At 61.1% G+C, this 16,228-nt stretch carries 13 protein-coding genes; 4 read left to right on the forward strand and 9 right to left on the reverse strand.

The genetic code is table 11. The features are described 5' to 3' along the window. Positions 1–7: 7 nt before the first annotated feature. From JKF87_RS09905 to JKF87_RS09930, 6 genes are all read right to left on the reverse strand, one after another. A complete protein-coding gene (locus tag JKF87_RS09905) occupies positions 8–2,770 on the reverse strand; it encodes a hypothetical protein (protein WP_201099720.1) in 2,763 nt (920 codons plus the stop codon). 1 nt (position 2,771) lies between these two features. After that, entirely contained in the window at positions 2,772–3,221 is a 450-nt protein-coding gene (locus JKF87_RS09910; RefSeq protein WP_201099721.1) for a hypothetical protein, read from the reverse strand. Positions 3,222–3,816: 595 nt separating this feature from the next. Further along, entirely contained in the window at positions 3,817–5,214 is a 1,398-nt protein-coding gene (locus JKF87_RS09915) for an HlyD family type I secretion periplasmic adaptor subunit (RefSeq protein ID WP_201099722.1), read from the reverse strand. Continuing rightward, entirely contained in the window at positions 5,211–7,367 is a 2,157-nt protein-coding gene (locus tag JKF87_RS09920) for a type I secretion system permease/ATPase (protein WP_307417747.1), read from the reverse strand. Before JKF87_RS09920 ends, JKF87_RS09915 begins: the two co-directional genes overlap by 4 nt. Before the next feature lie 136 nt (positions 7,368–7,503). Continuing rightward, positions 7,504–7,857, reverse strand: a complete 354-nt coding sequence (locus tag JKF87_RS09925) for a hypothetical protein (RefSeq protein ID WP_201099723.1) — start codon at positions 7,855–7,857, stop codon at positions 7,504–7,506. A gap of 2 nt (positions 7,858–7,859) precedes the next feature. Continuing rightward, a complete protein-coding gene (locus tag JKF87_RS09930) occupies positions 7,860–8,294 on the reverse strand; it encodes a helix-turn-helix domain-containing protein (RefSeq protein WP_201099724.1) in 435 nt (144 codons plus the stop codon). Positions 8,295–8,338: 44 nt separating this feature from the next. Between JKF87_RS09930 and JKF87_RS09935 the strand changes: the two genes are divergently transcribed. From JKF87_RS09935 to JKF87_RS09950, 4 genes are all read left to right on the forward strand, one after another. Then, positions 8,339–8,575, forward strand: coding sequence for a helix-turn-helix domain-containing protein (locus tag JKF87_RS09935; RefSeq protein WP_201099725.1), 237 nt, complete (start codon positions 8,339–8,341; stop codon positions 8,573–8,575). 228 nt (positions 8,576–8,803) lie between these two features. Then, a complete protein-coding gene (istA, locus tag JKF87_RS09940; protein WP_201099726.1) occupies positions 8,804–10,348 on the forward strand; it encodes an IS21 family transposase in 1,545 nt (514 codons plus the stop codon). Continuing rightward, entirely contained in the window at positions 10,345–11,076 is a 732-nt protein-coding gene (gene istB, locus JKF87_RS09945; RefSeq protein WP_201099727.1) for an IS21-like element helper ATPase IstB, read from the forward strand. Before istA ends, istB begins: the two co-directional genes overlap by 4 nt. 207 nt (positions 11,077–11,283) lie before the next feature. Further along, positions 11,284–12,222, forward strand: a complete 939-nt coding sequence (locus JKF87_RS09950; protein ID WP_201099728.1) for a hypothetical protein — start codon at positions 11,284–11,286, stop codon at positions 12,220–12,222. A gap of 85 nt (positions 12,223–12,307) precedes the next feature. On the opposite strand, the gene JKF87_RS09955 is transcribed toward JKF87_RS09950, so the two are convergent. From JKF87_RS09955 to JKF87_RS09965, 3 genes are all read right to left on the reverse strand, one after another. Next, entirely contained in the window at positions 12,308–13,108 is an 801-nt protein-coding gene (locus JKF87_RS09955) for a hypothetical protein (RefSeq protein ID WP_201099729.1), read from the reverse strand. Positions 13,109–13,215: 107 nt separating this feature from the next. Then, positions 13,216–14,736 carry an argonaute/piwi family protein gene (locus JKF87_RS09960; protein WP_201099730.1) on the reverse strand — a complete coding sequence of 507 codons (1,521 nt, stop codon included), beginning with the start codon at positions 14,734–14,736 and terminating at the stop codon, positions 13,216–13,218. Further along, on the reverse strand, positions 14,729–16,168 hold the full coding sequence (locus tag JKF87_RS09965) for a toll/interleukin-1 receptor domain-containing protein (RefSeq protein ID WP_201099731.1): 1,440 nt from the start codon (positions 16,166–16,168) through the stop codon (positions 14,729–14,731). Before JKF87_RS09965 ends, JKF87_RS09960 begins: the two co-directional genes overlap by 8 nt. Between the last annotated feature and the right edge of the window lie 60 nt (positions 16,169–16,228).

Raw genomic sequence — 16,228 nt, forward strand, 5'->3', positions numbered from 1 at the left:
CGACAAATTAAGCATTTGTCAGCGAACCCACAGCCATGAATTCGGCGCTGGTCAATGCATCCTCAGCAATGGAGACCAGCGATCGACCGCTATCCAACTGCCCAGTCCACCAATGCAGACCAGAAACATCTGCAGCACGATCATGGGCCGCATCATAAAGGCGCCAAGTCTGAGCGGCGCTGGATGTCGGGTCAGTTGTGGTGGTTGTTCCGGCTACGCTCAAACGCCCTCCGGAGCCCCCCTGCGCCGCGACGCGTATATCCTCCATATACACGCCGTAGCTTTCCAGCCCCATGCTGGTCAGGAAACCCTGCAGGCCGCCGTGGAAGTCGGAGGCGCTCCACTGGTCCAGCTTCAGTTCGTTGATGCGTTGAAGCGTGATGATCCAGGGGTTGGCGATGGCCTGGTCTTCCAGAGCCGAGATGATCTTGTCGATCGTCGCCTTGTTGGCGTTGTAGAAATTGCGTTCATTGGCGTCGAGGGCGTCCAGACCTTTGGTATGGGCCTTGTCGATCACGGCCTTGTTCGCGGCGTAATAGTCCTTCTCGCCCTGGTTCAGGCTGTTGTAGGCGCCGGTTATGTAGCCGTTGATGAGTTCGCGGTTGTTGGCATAGAAGCGATAGTCCGACGCGATCTGAAGATCACCCAGCAGGGCCGTCAGGTCGGTCGCGGCCGAGTTGGCCAGAGCCCGCTTGGCGAAGATGTCGCCGCCGATCACCTGCGTCTGCTTGATCGACCACATCACGCCCTTGGACACGGCGTCGTCCGCCGAGTTCACATTCTGCTGCGCGGCGGTGGGGCTGCCCAGCTTGACCCAGAGCTGGCCGCCCGTGTGACCATAAAAGCTCTGCACCCCCGCAGGCATCGAGAAATACTGACCGTTCCGCCACAGCCCATTGCCCCAACTGGTCGCCTCATAGGGCATGTCGCCCGCCAAGACTGTCAGGAAGCCGTTCAGCGTATCCCGCGCGGTTTCTGCCATGTTGCGGACAAGCTGAAGATTGCCGCCGTTCGACGCCGAGGACGCACCGAGCTGGAACTGGTCGCTAGTGTAGTCGAGATAGACTTCCGCGTTGGCCGTCGGCGTTTTCGGCTTCTTTCGGCCGAACAGATTGCCGATCAGAGCGCCGAGTACGAAGCCTACAAAGGCGCCAACCCCCGGGACGACGAATGATCCCAATAACGTCAACTTCGCGCCTGCGGCGGTTCCCCCGGCCCACGCCAGCGTGGACGAAACTGCGGCATAAGCTCCCACGGCTGAGCCGATGGACGAAAGAGCGACTGCCGCCTGTGTCTGAGGACTGACCACCATCGCGCCCAGCTTGGCACCAATAAAGGCACCAACAGCGCTGCTAAGCGCCGACGCTAGATTGGCGGTCGAGCCGCCAATTCCATCCGCTATGCCGCCGACGTTCAATCCGGCAAAGGGCGATGCGGGACTGTTTAGGAGGTTTCCGATGATGTGTTGAGTGACGGAAGACCCCGCTACGTTGAAGAGCTCAGCCCCAAATCCCTCCAGCCCGAGAGCTTCACCTAGCTCAAGCGCTATCCAACTACTAATGGTTCCAATAGCGGCCTGACCTGCTCGAACCGCCACCTGCTGAGAAAACTCCCCCAGCGCCCCTTGAACATTCTGTCCATACACAAGCTCAGCTGAGTTTCCTGCAACAATCGCCACGGCGATACGTTCACCGATTTCACCCAGCAGTGAGGAATAGAGAACCCCCGTAACTTTATTGGATCCGGCAAGGTGTTGACCGAGACTTGACCCAAAAACAGATCCGAACTGGCCAGCTTGAACGATACGCGCGACGTCGAATCCCGATGCGCTAGAAAGTTTGCTACTCTCATAGTCGAGGAAGTCTACGTCTATGTTCAAAGGAACGACGCTGATAACGCCACCCTCGACCCGAACTGTATGACCATTCTGGACGATGACGGAGACGCCATTTATTTTTACGGATACCGTGCCTGCGGCAGAAACAGAAACCGCATTTCCGTTATTGAGCGTGTATGTGTACCCTCCGGACAGGTTTTGACTCCAGTCAGGCACAGTACCCTCAGGGAGGTATATCCTGACCAAGGCTTCTCCGTCCCTGAGGACTCTCATTAGGTATGAGGTGTCGTCTGGGTTTAGATCCCACGCTATCACTCCGCCCCCTGCTAGCTGATGAGTGACCACTGCCCTTAATTCTAGCTCTGCTATTATGTCTGATTGTCCCCTTTCCGTGATATTCATGGCCCGACGAATTTCTCGAGCCGCACTCAGTTCCCCAATTGCATCCGCCGCCGACGCCAGCACCCCTAAGGCCGCAGGGGCCCAGGTTCCGAGAACCTTCCCCGCCTTACCAGCGATGCGAAGCTGAGGAACGACTATCGATGCCGTGTCCGCGACCACGGCCGCCCCACCCCACAGAACCTCCAATAGTTTCGCATCGATGGCAGCTTGAGTAGCTGACGGGTTATCCAGCAACTGCTCAAGCTCGATGCCTACACCAACGAGATTCGCGGCACTGTCCGCTAGTCCCGCAATACCGGAAAGGTCAGCCGCTACGCGCCCTGCTGGCGTTGACCTCACAAGTTCAACGCCCTCAATCCCAACGGCGGCTCCGGATATCGTCATAGACGCGACTGCACGGCCGAAGGCAGCTCGATTATCTGGATTGTCCGTCGCCTTTAACTGGCGCGCGGCAACCAACACAGTCAGAACCGAGATCTGGAACTTTTTTACACTAGCTTGGAATAAGATTACTTTATCACCGATCGACATATCAATTTTTTCCAGATCTTGATCGATTTAAACACAGCGCAGCGGACATGATAACAATAATGCTGAAAATTAGGCCTGTAATCATGTTTATTCTAACTTTGACTTTTTGCAGGGTCTGATCCTGCTGCTGGAAAGAAACAAATATAATTCCATTATATGAAATAGATTGAACTATATTAATACCCCCCACAGGGAATTTTTTAATAACAAGCAGCCTCACGGAAACCTTTCTTCCATGCAAGCTTTGTGCATCACCTCTAAAACACTCCCTCATGGTAACGATAGAAGAGCAATTTAACCACAGAATTCCTTCATTTTCGACCGTCAACGAAGTTCCGCCTTCATGGTAATCGATCTGACCGGTTACCTCCCTGTAACTGCCGCCCCAGTGATGCTCATGCGGAGACAGATAGCCAAAGTTCGACAGCATCCAATACAGAGCGAACGCCACCGCTACTACGAGCGCTCTAAACACTTTTTGGCACTAGATCTAACCAAGTATGGCAGCATTGTTTAATACTGTCTGCTAACCCGCACCGGGCGGGAACATCACAGGATCTCACCGTAATTCCCAGCGCGCAAAGGCGTAGTACTGGTCACCAGCCCACGGTCCATCGTCCCTCGCGACAGCGACTGCTCGCGATTGGGCTCGAACCGCCCATCGTCCAAAACGCGTTCCGGGTTCAGATTCCTCTAGCAAGCGGCACGCGACTGTCGCCCCCGCCTCGCCCACTTCGCACTGAAGCAAAGCCCATCCACTGCCCACCCCTGGGATCGGAGCTGCGGCCAGAACTGTTCGTGGAATCTGTAAATTTAGTTCTCCCGGGCACCACAGCCTCTCGTTTGATGCGGGGTTACGTTCCGACCTCTTGCAGACGACAGGTTCTGATCTCGGCAAATCTAATGCGTCGTCTTGAAGACCCGCTGAAATCATTGCCAGAGCAACTGCGCCCCAAATCGGTGTCATAAGGAAACCTCGACATTTACGGCTCGGCCGTAAGCTGGCCGCCTCCCGCGCCTGTTAGCAGACCTGCATATCGGCATGTTCATCTTTCCCTCCCTGCCGTCCCCACTGTCCGTGCAATCGGCGACAGCACATAGTCGATCACCCGACGTCGCCCGGTGACGATCTCAACAGTCGCGGCCATGCCTGGCTGCATCACGGCTTTCTCCCCCGTTCCGGTGCGCAGTTGCGACGCAACCAGACGTATGCGAGCAGGGAACACCAGTCCGCGCGTTTCGTCCACCGTGGCGTCTGGAGAAATATGCTCGACGACGCCAGTCAAACTGCCATGGCGGGTGAAGGGGTAGGCCTCCAGCTTGACCACCACAGACATGCCGGGACGCACGAAGCCCACATCGCGGTTCAGGATCAGGGCCTCGACGATCAGGTCTTCGCCATCGGGGACGACAGTGATCAGGGTCTGTCCCGCCTCGGCCACCTCGCCCAGGGTCGTGACCGAGACCTCGTTCACTGTGCCGGACACGGGGGCTTTCAGACGCTGAAGCGACTGGCGCTGATCGGCCTTGGTCAGGCTTTCCGTGCGGGTGGCGACAATGGCCTCGGCCTCGGCCTTCTCCTGCGCCGCCTGGCCGCGGAACTGCTCCAGGGCCTGGGCTCGCTCGCGATCGATCATCGAGACCTGTGATCGGGCCTCAGCTGCGCGATGCCGTTCCGCCGAGAGTTCACGACTGACGGCGATGTAGCGCTCTTCCTGTTCCAGCACGCGCAGACGGGCGCCATAGCCTTGGCGTTCAAGATCCTGGCGCGCGGTCAGCTGCTGGCGCGCGATGGGCTGGACCTCTTCGTAGCGGGCGATGTTTTCATCCGACGTCAGGGCGGCGGACACGGCGCCGGAACGACGAGCGGTCAGGGCCGCCAGATTGGCCTGATGGGCGCGTATGCGGGCGTCAACCACCTGACGCTCGGCGGCGACGGCGGCAGGCTCAGCCCCTTCCGGCGCGACGAACTGGACACGTCCCGTCGCCAGATAGCCGAGAATGGCGTCGGATCGCGCGCGCGCCAGACGAGCCGTAGCCAGTTCGGAGCGCGCACTGTCCACGTCCGCATCGGCGATGGTGGGGTCCAGTTCGATCAAGGGCTGCCCGGCCGTGACATGCTGACCTTCACGGACATCGATGGCGCGGACGATACCGGCTTCCGCCGCCTCAACGCTGCGCAGCCGTCCGGTCGGGACCAGCCGCCCCTCGCCGACGGCGACGACATCGACAAAGCTGAGAATCGACCAAGCCAGGGCGCATACGACGGCGCCGATGATGGTCCAGAGGATAGCCCGGCCGATCGGAGACGGCGGGGTCTCCGCGATCTCAAGCGCGGCGGGCAGGAACTCCTTCTCGCGCCAGTCCTTCACACCGGCGCGACGGCGGGCGTTCTCATCTTTCCAGGCGTCCTTCAGGACGGAGAGATGGCGTCGCAGACTCATGCCCCACCTCCATGGCCGTCGCCGTACATCTGGGTGCGCCAGAGCTGAGAATACCTTCCCCCGGCCGACATCAGGCTGTCGTGCGTGCCCATTTCTGTAATGGCGCCGTTCTCCATGGTGATGATGCGGTCGGCCATGCGGATGGCCGACAGGCGGTGGGCGATGATCATCACCGTGCGGCCCTTGGCGATGGCGCGCATGTTGCGATGGATGATGGCCTCGGACTCGGCGTCGAGGGCGGAGGTCGCCTCGTCCAGGATCAGGATGCGGGGGTTGGTGACCAGCGCGCGGGCGATGGCGACGCGCTGGCGCTGGCCGCCCGATAGGTTGGAACCACGCTCCTCGATCTGGGTGTCATAGGCCTCGGGCAGTTCAAGGATGAACTCGTGCGCTCCCGCCAGGGTCGCTGCGGCGATCACCCGTTCGGTAGACATGCCAGGATCCGCCAGGGCGATGTTGTCACGGACCGAGCGGTTGAACAGCAGGTTCTCCTGCAGCACCACCCCGACCTGACGCCGCAGCCAGGCCGGATCGACCAGAGACAAATCCGTTCCGTCCACCAGGACCCGGCCGCTCTCGGGCACATAGAGGCGCTGGACCAGCTTGGTCAGGGTCGACTTGCCGGAACCCGACGGACCGACGATGCCGATGATCTCGCCCGGCTTCACGTCCAGCGACACCCGGCGCAGCACCTCGCGTCCGCCGGGGCGATAGCGGAAGGTGACATCGTCGAAGGCCACCGCGCCCTTGACCGGCGGCAGGGCGGCGCGCGAGGCCGAGAACTGAGATTCCGTCGGGGCGTTCAGCACATCGCCCAACCGGTCCACGCCGACGCGGGCCTCCTGGAATTGCTGCCACAGCCCGGCAAGGCGCAGCACCGGTTCGGCCACACGCCCCGCCAGCATGTTGAAGGCCACCAGTTCGCCGACCGACAGATTGCCGCCAATCACCAGCCGGGCGCCGACATAGAGGATCAGGGCCGTCGAAACCTTGCTGACCAACTGGATCGCCTGACCGCCCCAGATGTTCAACTGGGCGGCCTTGAACCCGGCCTTGACGTAGGCGGCTAGAAGTTTCTCCCAGCGCCCCTGCATCTGCGGCTCGACCGCGGCCGCTTTCAGCGTCTGGACGCCCGTCACGCTCTCAACCAGAAAGGCCTGGCTCTCGGCGCCACGCTGAAACCGCTCCTCGATCCGGCGTCGCAAAGGCGGCGTGATGACGAAGCAGATGATCGCATAGAGGACGATGGTCCCCACGACGATCGCCAGCAGGAACGGCGAATAGAACCACATCACCACCAGGAAGATGACGGTGAACAAGAGGTCCACGAACAGGGTCACCGACGATGAGGTCAGGAACTCCCGGATCGTCTCGAGCTCACGCACCCGCGCGATAGTGTCGCCCACGCGTCGGGATTCGAAATAGGCCAATGGTAGGTTGAGCAGGTGGCGATAGAGCTTCGCGCCCAGCTCGACATCGACCCGACTGGTGGTGTGCGAAAAAACATAGGCTCGCAGGCCGCCCAGGAAGCTCTCGAACACAACGACCGTGATCAGGCCGATGGCCAAGACATCCAACGTGGTCAGCCCCTGGTGCACCAGCACCTTGTCGATGACGACCTGGAAGATCATCGGCGTGGCCAGGGCGAACAGCTGCAGCGCCAGCGACGCGGCAAGAACATCGCCGAGCATCCAGCGATACTTAACCAGAGCGGGAATGAACCAGGTGACGTCGAACCTGGTCGAGGCCGAACCCGCGACGCGTGTGGTGATGAAGACGGCGCGTCCAGACCATAGAGCCTCGAACGCCTCTGTTGTCATCGCCGCCGGAGCTTCGCCCGGGCGCTGCACGAGGACCTGCCCATCCCGAAAAGCGCCGACGATCAGATACTGCCCCTGCCGATCCTTCACGATCGCTGGCAGAGGCGAATTCTCAAGCGCGGCGACATCGAGGGTGGCGATCTTGGCCTTGGCGCCGAGACGCTTGGCGAGCCGTACAAGATCGGAATCATCCGCTGGAGCCGCATGGCCGAGGTCATGCCTGAGTTGACTGTGATCCGAAGGGATTTGGTGAAAACCCAGCAGCATCGCCAGGCAAGACAAGCCCGTGTCCCGCTCATCAGGAGGCTGTACCTCCGTTTCGCCTAACGCCACCCAAACCCCCGCTCAACTCGCGCGAGAGATGTATGGCGATCACAAATCAAACGAAAGCGAATTAATCGCGACGTGGTGTGAGCCTCGCATCACCCCTCCCACACGAAGACCGATGCCAGCATCAGAGGGGCGATTATTAACCGCGTCGAGGCATCCAAAACTCCCTGCTGTATCGAGACAGCAGAGCGCCAGCCAACGAGATGACACCGAAGACCATGGCCATTGCAGCGTCCAACTTAACGCCGTCGTCGGCAGTCACCGTTGTCAGGTAAGCTGCCAAGAAGCTGACTACGGACAGGCCAGTCAACACACCTATAGCGATCTTGTTGGGACGGTGATCCGCGAATGAATCGAGCGATGGAAACGTTTCGGCATCCGGCATGGCGTCATCCAGCAACACCTGCATCTGTTCTCGAATCTTTACAAGGTCAGGCGCACGGTCAGAAGCACCTTTGCTGCGCGGCAGTTGGACTAGGTTGTCATCTTTCATGGTCAAGCCACCAACTTGAGAGCCTGATCGACAAACGTGTCATCCGACCCATCCTGCGCTGCAAAATGGCGGTAGATCAGAAGGATCAAATCGGCCTTCTTAGCCGGCGTCATCGTTTTTCGCGCCTTCACCAGTTTCTTCTCCACCTCTTCAATCGCAATCCTCATCAGCGCCAGATACTGGCCGTCTCGCCGAAACTCTGGTTCCTCTTCTTGGCCGTCCAGCAGCCAAACGGGATCGACGTCGAACAGGCGATGAAGATTCCGCACAGAGGATGCGGCAATTTCCCGCTCACCCCGCTCGTAGTTTTGATAGGTGCGCGGCGCGACGTTCAAAGCCTGAGCCATCTCGATCTGGGTCTTGCCCAGACGCGTGCGAAGCGACGCGAGGCGCTGACCGAGACGTCGGTTGTCCTGGTGGGTTGCTAATGTTACCATTATTGCTAATCTGAGACTCGTTATTGCTAGTTTCGGATATAGCCATGATGATCGCCGAACGGCAACACCAACGTATCAAGGGGGCGCTGAAACTCCGGGGCTCCTCGCTTTCCGCTGTCGCACGGTCGCTGGACGTTGCTCCGACGACCGTGACGATCGTCAGCAAGGGCATTCGGCGATCTCGGCGTATCGAAGCTGCGATCGCCAGCGCGCTCGGCATGACGCCGGACGCGCTTTGGCCAGATCGCTACAACGACGCTAACTCGGTGGAGGTGCGATGATCTGATCCGCAGAAACCATGCATCCAAGGAAAAGGGGCTCGCGTCGCCAAACGCAGAGCCCCTGAGATCAATGTCGTTTCTAGCCGACTACTGATCTTCCCTTCGAACAGGCAGAAAGTCAACGCGCTCCTAGAGGCGGCGATGAATCACGCCTACGTCGGGCTCCGGCCGATGCCTTCGAACTCCATACCGCCGCAGTCGCGGCCATACGCATCCAGGGCCTTTCAAATGATCGATCTCGTGCGCGACCTGTCGCGCCTCATCCTCACGACCGAGTTCGGCAACCGCCAGATCTCTCGCATTCTCAAATGCGCACCCAACACAGTTCGCCGTTATCGACACCGGCTGGAAGAGCTCCAGATGTCGTGGGACCAAGTTCAATTCATTAGTGACGCGGCGCTTCTGTCCCTGATCAACGACGGCATCAAAGGCCTCACTAAGCCGTTCGTGGTTCCGGACTGGTCCTTGGTTGAGCGAGAGCTTCGGCGTCCCGGCGTGACCGTCACACTGTTGTTTCAGGAGTACCGTTCGACCTTGCCGCCGTCGGGGAAAGTCATGCTGTCCGAACGCGAGTTCGGGCGTCGCCTTTACGCGTTCAGGAAAACCCTCTCCGCCTCCATGCGGCAGGTCCACAAGGCGGGGGAGAAGCTCTTCGTGGACTTCAGCGGAAAGAGGATCGGCTACCAAACCGATGAGGGGCGGAAAATCCTCTGCGAAGTCTTCGTCGCCACACTGGGCGCCTCCGGCTATACCTATGTCGAGGCGGTGCGCAGTCAGACATTGCCGGATTGGACCATGGCCCATGTCCGAGCGCTGGAGTTCTTCGGCGGCACCCCAAAGATTTTCGTTCCCGACTGCCTGAAGTCCGGCGTCACGAGTTGGAGGCGGGGCGAGGTCGAGATCAATCCGACCTATGCTGAGGTTGCTGCGCACTACGGCGCCGTCGTCATTCCGGCACGGCCACGTAGACCCAAGGATAAGGCCCAGGTCGAACGCGCCGTTCTACTGGCTCAACGCTGGATTCTGGCGGCACTACGCAATCGCACCTTCCATTCGCTGGACGAGGTGAATGCCGCCATCCTACCGTTGTTGCACGCTTATAACGACCGCCGCTTCACGCGTCGCAAGGATCAGAGCCGGCGTCTGCTGTTCGACAGCGTCGAACGTGCGGAACTGCGCTCCCTGCCTTTGAACCGGTTTGAGTTTGGCGCCTGGTCCAGCATGAAGACGCCTCGGGACTATCATGTCCTGGCCGATGGCCGGGCCTATTCCGTCCCTCACACCTTGATCGGGAAATCCGTCCGCATCCGGCTCGGCGACCGGCTGGTTCGGGTCTATCATCAGGGGCAGGAGGTCGCTGTTCATCCCCGCCGGACTGAAGGTTACGAGCCCACGACTCTGGCAGCCCACCGCCCTCGCAACCATCGCGCCTGGGCGGAGCGTGACCCCGACGACACCATGGTTTGGGCGGCCAGCATCGGGCCAGGCGTAAAATCCATGGTCGAATCCTATATCGAAGAAAATTCCAACCCCCTGATCCGACAGCAGAAGCTGGGCGCGCTCAGAGCCCTTGCGCGTGAACATGGGCATGAGCGGCTGGACAAGGCTTGCCGACGAGGATTGCTGGTTGGCGCACGAGCCGTCAGCTCGATCCGCTCTATGCTCAAGGCCCATATGGAGGACGCCCCCATATACGAGGCGTCGTCGCAGCCCTTGGCCCTTAGTCCGCACCGGAATGTGCGCGGAGCCGTCTATTTCGGCGGTGAATCATGACCAGCCAGAACAGCGACCGCCTGCATCATTTGGGCTTGAGCGGCATGGCGACGGCGCTGGAGCGTCAGCGTGGACTCCCGACCTTCATGGGGCTGGGCTTCGACGAACGGCTAGCGACCTTGATCGATGCCGAGAGATCAGCCCGAGAGGATCGGCGTCTGAAGCGTATCCTGAAACTGGCCAGGCTCAAGGTTCAGGCCATGCCGGAAGACATCGACTTCCGCAACGGGCGGGGTCTCGACCGGACGATGGTCGCGGATTTACTGACCTGCGATTGGGTCGAACGCGGGCGTAATGGTATCATCACTGGCCCCTGCGGCGCTGGTAAGACCTGGCTCACATGCGCCCTGGCGATGCAGGCGGCACGTAATGGTCTCCCGGTGCTCTACCATCGGATCAGCCTGTTGCTCGAAGCCATGGTCTTGGCGCACCAGGATGGATCAATCTCCAAGCTCCGAGCAACACTGGCCAAGGCCAAGCTGCTCATTCTGGACGACTTCGGCCTCGCCCGCCTCTCTCCTCGCGGCAAGCTGGATCTCCTCGAAATCCTCGATGCCCGCGTCGGTGCCCAGTCCACCATCATCGCCGGCCAACTACCGTTCCAGGACTGGCACGACCATATCGACGAACCCGCGCTCGCAGACGCCATACTGGATCGCATCATGCATTCTTCGTTCCGATTGGAACTGACCGGAGAAAGCATGCGCAGACTCAGGTCAGGAGCCTGAAACCGATCAGGCCGCCAGCTTACCCTAGCGGCCTGATTGTCTAAGATGGGCATCGCGGTGGCGCGGGCTGGTCATTTATGATGGCAGCCCGCGGGCGGCGATCTTGGCACCCGCCGCGCAGGTTCGTGGCTGGCTACAGGCAGGGCGGTCGATGCGGAGCAGTTACTGGCCGACATCTTCGATGAGCCGACGCTGAGGTTCCTGATCATGCGCTCCCATCGCTTCCACAAGGTGTACGAGCGCAAGCCCCAACTTGAAGAGGCCAAGGCGCTGTTCCTTGAGGGCCGCTATCTCGCCGCCACGCCACTCCTGCTTATGGCCTCTGACGGACTGGCCTACGACGTCGGCGGCTTCAGCGTTTTCTCCGAGCACGCCGATCTCACGGCCTTTGATTCCATCGTCGGTCACCCGACCGGCTTGCCCGCCCTGATCGGTCTCATCAGGGCGCCACGCACCAAAACGACGGGGGACCCGATCTCAATCCCCTACCGGCACGGCATCCTGCATGGTCGTGATAGCGGCTACGGGAACCGGATCGCCTGCGCCAAGGCCTGGCACCTGTTCCAGGCCTTGGTCGATTGGGCTCAAGAGAAGGCCGCCGAGCCGGACCGGATCGCGGTCCAGAAGCGCAAGGCCTCACAGTCATTTGGCGATATTATCGACGAGGCCGTATCAAGCGCGGCGCGTCGAGACGCGGAGAAAAAGGCGCTCGACGCCTGGACGGCCCGAGACCTCCCCGGCCTGCCAGATAGTCTCGAACCCGGCTCGCCAGAGGAAGCGCTTCACGACTATCTGGTCGGCTGGGGCAGCGGCAACTTCATGCTGATGTCGAGCCGATCGATCAACCTCGTCGGCAAGAGCGCCGGAAAGCTCGCCTACGAAGCCCGTCGCGACGCGCGCGGGCTTAAGCTGACGGATTTCCGCATCCTACGGTTCGAGGACAACACCCCAAGCAGCTCGCGTGCGGAAACAATGCTCACGTTCGAAACCTCCACGGGGCGAAGGGAGATGCAGCTCTCGATCGGGGTCATGCTCGACCTCGGCAAGGACGGCATTCACCTGCGGGGCCCTCAGGCGCGCTGGCAGGTCATGGGCCACGCCCTGCATGAGGCCCGCACGCGACTGGGCGAGGCCGGTGAATCCTGAGAGGGACGCTTCTGTTCCAGCGGCCCGCGATGCGGTGACGCAAGATTACATGGGGAAGCGGAGGACTAGCAGGCGCATGGCGCTGTCAGTCCGTCGGGTCGCGGGCCCGCTGATCTTGGAGGCGATCGAACGCGTTACGGATCGCCAGAGACAGATTGATGCGCAGGCGCGTCACCGCATTGTCGCGGCCATCGAGATAGTCTCGTTCGAGGCGGCGCAGTTGGTCTGCGGCCCGCGCATCGCTAAAGACGTCGAGACTATTGAGTTCCTCATGAACCGCGACGATCTGCGCAGTCGAGCCCCGGCCGACGATGCGGAAGTCGGGGCTCGCGGGCAGTCCGCCCGAGACGGGCGAGAAGACCTTGATCGATTCCCGGCCCTTGTGCTCCGTGGTGACGAAGCTGTGGTCCGCGATGTCGATGATGAAGTCGCCGGTAAGCGCCGTCGCAAGCTGATAGAGGCCCGACCGGTTCCGGAGCCTTTCATGGAGCCAGTAGTCCTGATCCGTATCGATCGGCGCTTCGCCCGGATGATCGACCCACGGCCGATAGCCGGACCGAGGATTGAGCGGCGCGTGAATATAGGCCCCAAGGTTCGACGGCAGCTTGCCATAGCTCGCGTCGAACTGGTCCGCGAACGCGCCGGCCAGCCGGCCGGCGACCAGGAGCTCGAGACCGCTCAGGTGAAGCGCTCCGATCAGCGCGGCATGCGCCAGCCCGACGCCGTCGTAGACCCGCGCGCCCGCCTTGCCCGAAATGCTGTCCCGCGCTCTGGGCGCGAGTCCCTGATCGTGGAGCAGCGCGAAATTGCGCGGCGTAATATCCGCCGCCAACGCCACTTCGCGCGAGGTCAGTAAGTCCTGTGTCGATCTCGAAGGGCGGCCCATGTAAACTGTCACTCTCTAGAAGTTTTAACTTCCACGAAGTGGATGTTTCCGTCAAGGGCTTGCTCCCATCCCACGTGCGGGGCCAGAACTGCGGCTGTGCGCAGCGTTCAGATGTAGTGCTTGAAGGGCAAGGGCGGCAGGTTGGCGATTGGCGCGGCGGTCAGGATTTCGCCGACGTCGTCTGCAAACCTCAAGGTCACCGGCGTGCCGTCCCCGTAGATGCAGGCGTTGAAGTTTAGCTTGGTGAGACCGAGGACGTCCTGCATGACCTGGGTCAGATCCGCGTCGCCCTTGGTCACTTCGATAGACAGCGGGTTGGGCGCTTCGCGCCCGGGATAGGTCTGGAGATCGGGCACGAAGCCGACGGTCCACAAATAGCCCTTGCGCGGGCTGACCGTCAGAGCCGTTCCCCGCAGGACAGGGCTCCGTCCCTGACGGAAGAGTTTGATCTCGCGCGTCGTCTGAATCCGTACGCCGACGAGCCGTGTGTCAGGTCCCACGGCGCTGGAAAAGCCCCGCCATTCAGCCTCGTTGAAATGCTGCTTGGCGTGAATGAAGAGCTCCTTGGGCGGGCGGCCGTGCTTGGCGATGTAGGCCTCGACCACTAGGCCGGCGATCTCCTTCGCCTTTGCCTCATCGAGGTGGAACTCGGACGTCGTCAGCGAATACCAGGGGCCCACGGCACCCTTGAACACGACGCCGTCTCCGGATCCGAGAAACATCTGGGCGCCGCAGCAGGCGTTCCCTGGCGATCCGGCGGTATCGGTCTTCTTGAAGACGAGACCGATGTAGCAGACGTCCTCTCTGACACCCGCTAATGCCCAGGGACGCCCCCCGGCCTTGAAGAAGGCTGTGGTCGACAGGTTCCAGGCGATATTGGCGGGATCCTGCAGCATCCGCGGCTTGCCGCCGAGCGCATTGACGCCCTCCGGATCGATCGTCGATTCCCGGACGATCTGAAGAACCACCTTCTGATCGAGCAGCCGCGCCTTGAGCTGGTTGTGGAAATCGACCTCGTACCGGTAGGGCTCGGCGGCGGCGTTGTCCTCTGCGAACATCGACGGCGCCTGCACAAAGCTCCTCGCCGTACGGGCGGAGAACCTCTGGCTGGTTCGGGTCCGTTCGGGCAAGGGAACGATCGACTTCGGCCGACAGAAACGGTGTACGTCGTCCGGTATCACGACAAACCAGACCGCCGGAACGCTGTCCTCCTCGCGGAGGAACTTGCGAATGGCCTGGTCGAAGAGATCGACGGTCTTGTACACGCGCTCGTGGCCGTCCGGGATCCGGACTGTGCTCGACAAGGCCGCCGCTGAAATCGAGATGGTCGCGACGGGGTTGGCGGGCCATTTGGTCTTGAAGGCTGCTTCGAAGCCCGGAAACGCAAGGTGATGCTGCTCCGCCTTGGCGGCCGGGATATATCCCGTGATCTGGGATACCCACTTCTTGTACCGCGCTATCCCTTCGTCCGTGCCGATGACGCCGACTCTCATTTCAGCGGGTTTGGCCTCGTCGATCATGGGGCCGAAAAGGAACAGACCATCCTTAGGGTCGGGCAGCATCTGGCCGTGTCCGAACTGGAGTAGCGGCTCCGTCAGGATCTGCAGGCCCTGGATCGGCTCAGTCATCTGCGGACTCCGCCAGGCCCGCGATCTCGAAGGCCTCGTCCGGTTCCACAGGCGCCTCCGGAGGCGTCTCGTCCTCATCGTCCGGGACCACGGCCCGGGATTTCACGGCGGGATCGGCGCAAGAGACCGGCGATTCAAACAGGACTGGCCGCGCATCCACGACCACCTCTGCGAAATCGCCCATCGGCAGCTTCAGACGGCCGTCCTCGTCACCGATCCAAGCCACGTAGGCAAGCATCAGGTCGCGCCATTGTCCGTTCCACCAGTTTCGGCAGAAACCGCGCCGGAGCTTGTGCATCTTCTCCACGCTGTCGAGCGGCGTCTTGCCGTCGTGCGAGAAGATGATGGCCGCCTTCATGACGAAATGGGGCGTGTCCGTCATGACGGGCTTGGCGATGAAGCCGAGGTGCCAATAGACGCCCCGCTTCTCACTCCGGCCCACCATGGCCTTGCGCCTGCGTTTGCCGGTGTGATCGACAAAATAGGCGGTATCCTTTTCGATCACGTCCTTGGTGAAGAACCATGCGACCGAGTTGTCGGCCATCTCGAACGCGGACAATCCCTTGGCCGCCATGGCGTTGTTCCAGGATTGCCGCAGGAGATTGACGACCATGCGCCGGGCGTCCGCGCGTTTGACGCCGGGCATCGCCGCCGGCATCCCGGCTAACATGTCTTCCAGCGGCAAGGTGTAGCGACGCTCGATGACCTGTTCCGGCAGCGCGAGCTTCAGGTCCACTTCCGTGCCGAACGTCCCCACCAGCCTGAAGTATTTGAACCAGGGGAGACGGGTTCCGGACATGACGCCCGAGACCGCCGTCTCGGCGACGCCGAGCGAGAAAAGGGACACTTTGGGAGGCAGCGCGGCAATCGGGAGCCAGTTCGAGTACAGCTGCTCGGGCTCGATCCGGGGCATTTGATCGGCGTCGGACCGTCGGAGGCACCAGGCTGCGACGTCAGCCGGAGCGATTGCACCCTTCGGCACGCCGTCACGCTCAAGGACCTGAAAGACTCTCGCCAGGGCGGGAGCCCACCCGGCCTTGAAGTCGATGACGTTCTTGCGGGCGATATTGGCTTTGAAGTCCGAAAAGGGGACATCGTCCACCCTGACCGGCAGGAGGAAATTGGCGATCTTGTCGCTGCGCTCCACCGTGACGGCGAGGTGGATTTCGTCTTTCACGCCCTCCTTGTTCAAGGCGGCGGCGGAAACGACGAGGATGAATTTCGCCGTGTGATGGCGAATGGCGTCTTCGATGTCGTCCCAGAACAGCTCACCACCGATCAACTTGGTGACATCCGACCAGACTTCATAACCGGCGCTGGCGAGTTGAACGCCGAGCCATCGGACGAAATCGTTCTCCTCCGGATTGGCATGGCTGATGAAGACGAGGCGACGGCCGAGTCCGGCGGGCGTTTGAGGCGATGGCGAGGTCACGGATGATGGAATCACTCAGGAACCATAGCGTGATTTCCAAAACTCTTCCTGTTTTGTTCC

Origin of the sequence: Brevundimonas nasdae (genome assembly GCF_016654005.1) — a bacterium.
In the GTDB taxonomy this organism is placed as follows: Bacteria; Pseudomonadota; Alphaproteobacteria; order Caulobacterales; family Caulobacteraceae; genus Brevundimonas; species Brevundimonas nasdae.

Coding starts and splice junctions, on each gene's coding strand:
- JKF87_RS09950 (WP_201099728.1), top strand. CDS start 11,284: ATGCGCTCCCATCGCTTCCACAAGGTGTACGAGCGCAAGCCCCAACTT.
- istB (WP_201099727.1), top strand. CDS start 10,345: ATGACCAGCCAGAACAGCGACCGCCTGCATCATTTGGGCTTGAGCGGC.
- JKF87_RS09955 (WP_201099729.1), bottom strand. CDS start 13,108: ATGGGCCGCCCTTCGAGATCGACACAGGACTTACTGACCTCGCGCGAA.
- JKF87_RS09925 (WP_201099723.1), bottom strand. CDS start 7,857: ATGAAAGATGACAACCTAGTCCAACTGCCGCGCAGCAAAGGTGCTTCT.
- JKF87_RS09930 (WP_201099724.1), bottom strand. CDS start 8,294: ATGGTAACATTAGCAACCCACCAGGACAACCGACGTCTCGGTCAGCGC.
- JKF87_RS09935 (WP_201099725.1), top strand. CDS start 8,339: ATGATGATCGCCGAACGGCAACACCAACGTATCAAGGGGGCGCTGAAA.
- istA (WP_201099726.1), top strand. CDS start 8,804: ATGATCGATCTCGTGCGCGACCTGTCGCGCCTCATCCTCACGACCGAG.
- JKF87_RS09915 (WP_201099722.1), bottom strand. CDS start 5,214: ATGAGTCTGCGACGCCATCTCTCCGTCCTGAAGGACGCCTGGAAAGAT.
- JKF87_RS09905 (WP_201099720.1), bottom strand. CDS start 2,770: ATGTCGATCGGTGATAAAGTAATCTTATTCCAAGCTAGTGTAAAAAAG.
- JKF87_RS09960 (WP_201099730.1), bottom strand. CDS start 14,736: ATGACTGAGCCGATCCAGGGCCTGCAGATCCTGACGGAGCCGCTACTC.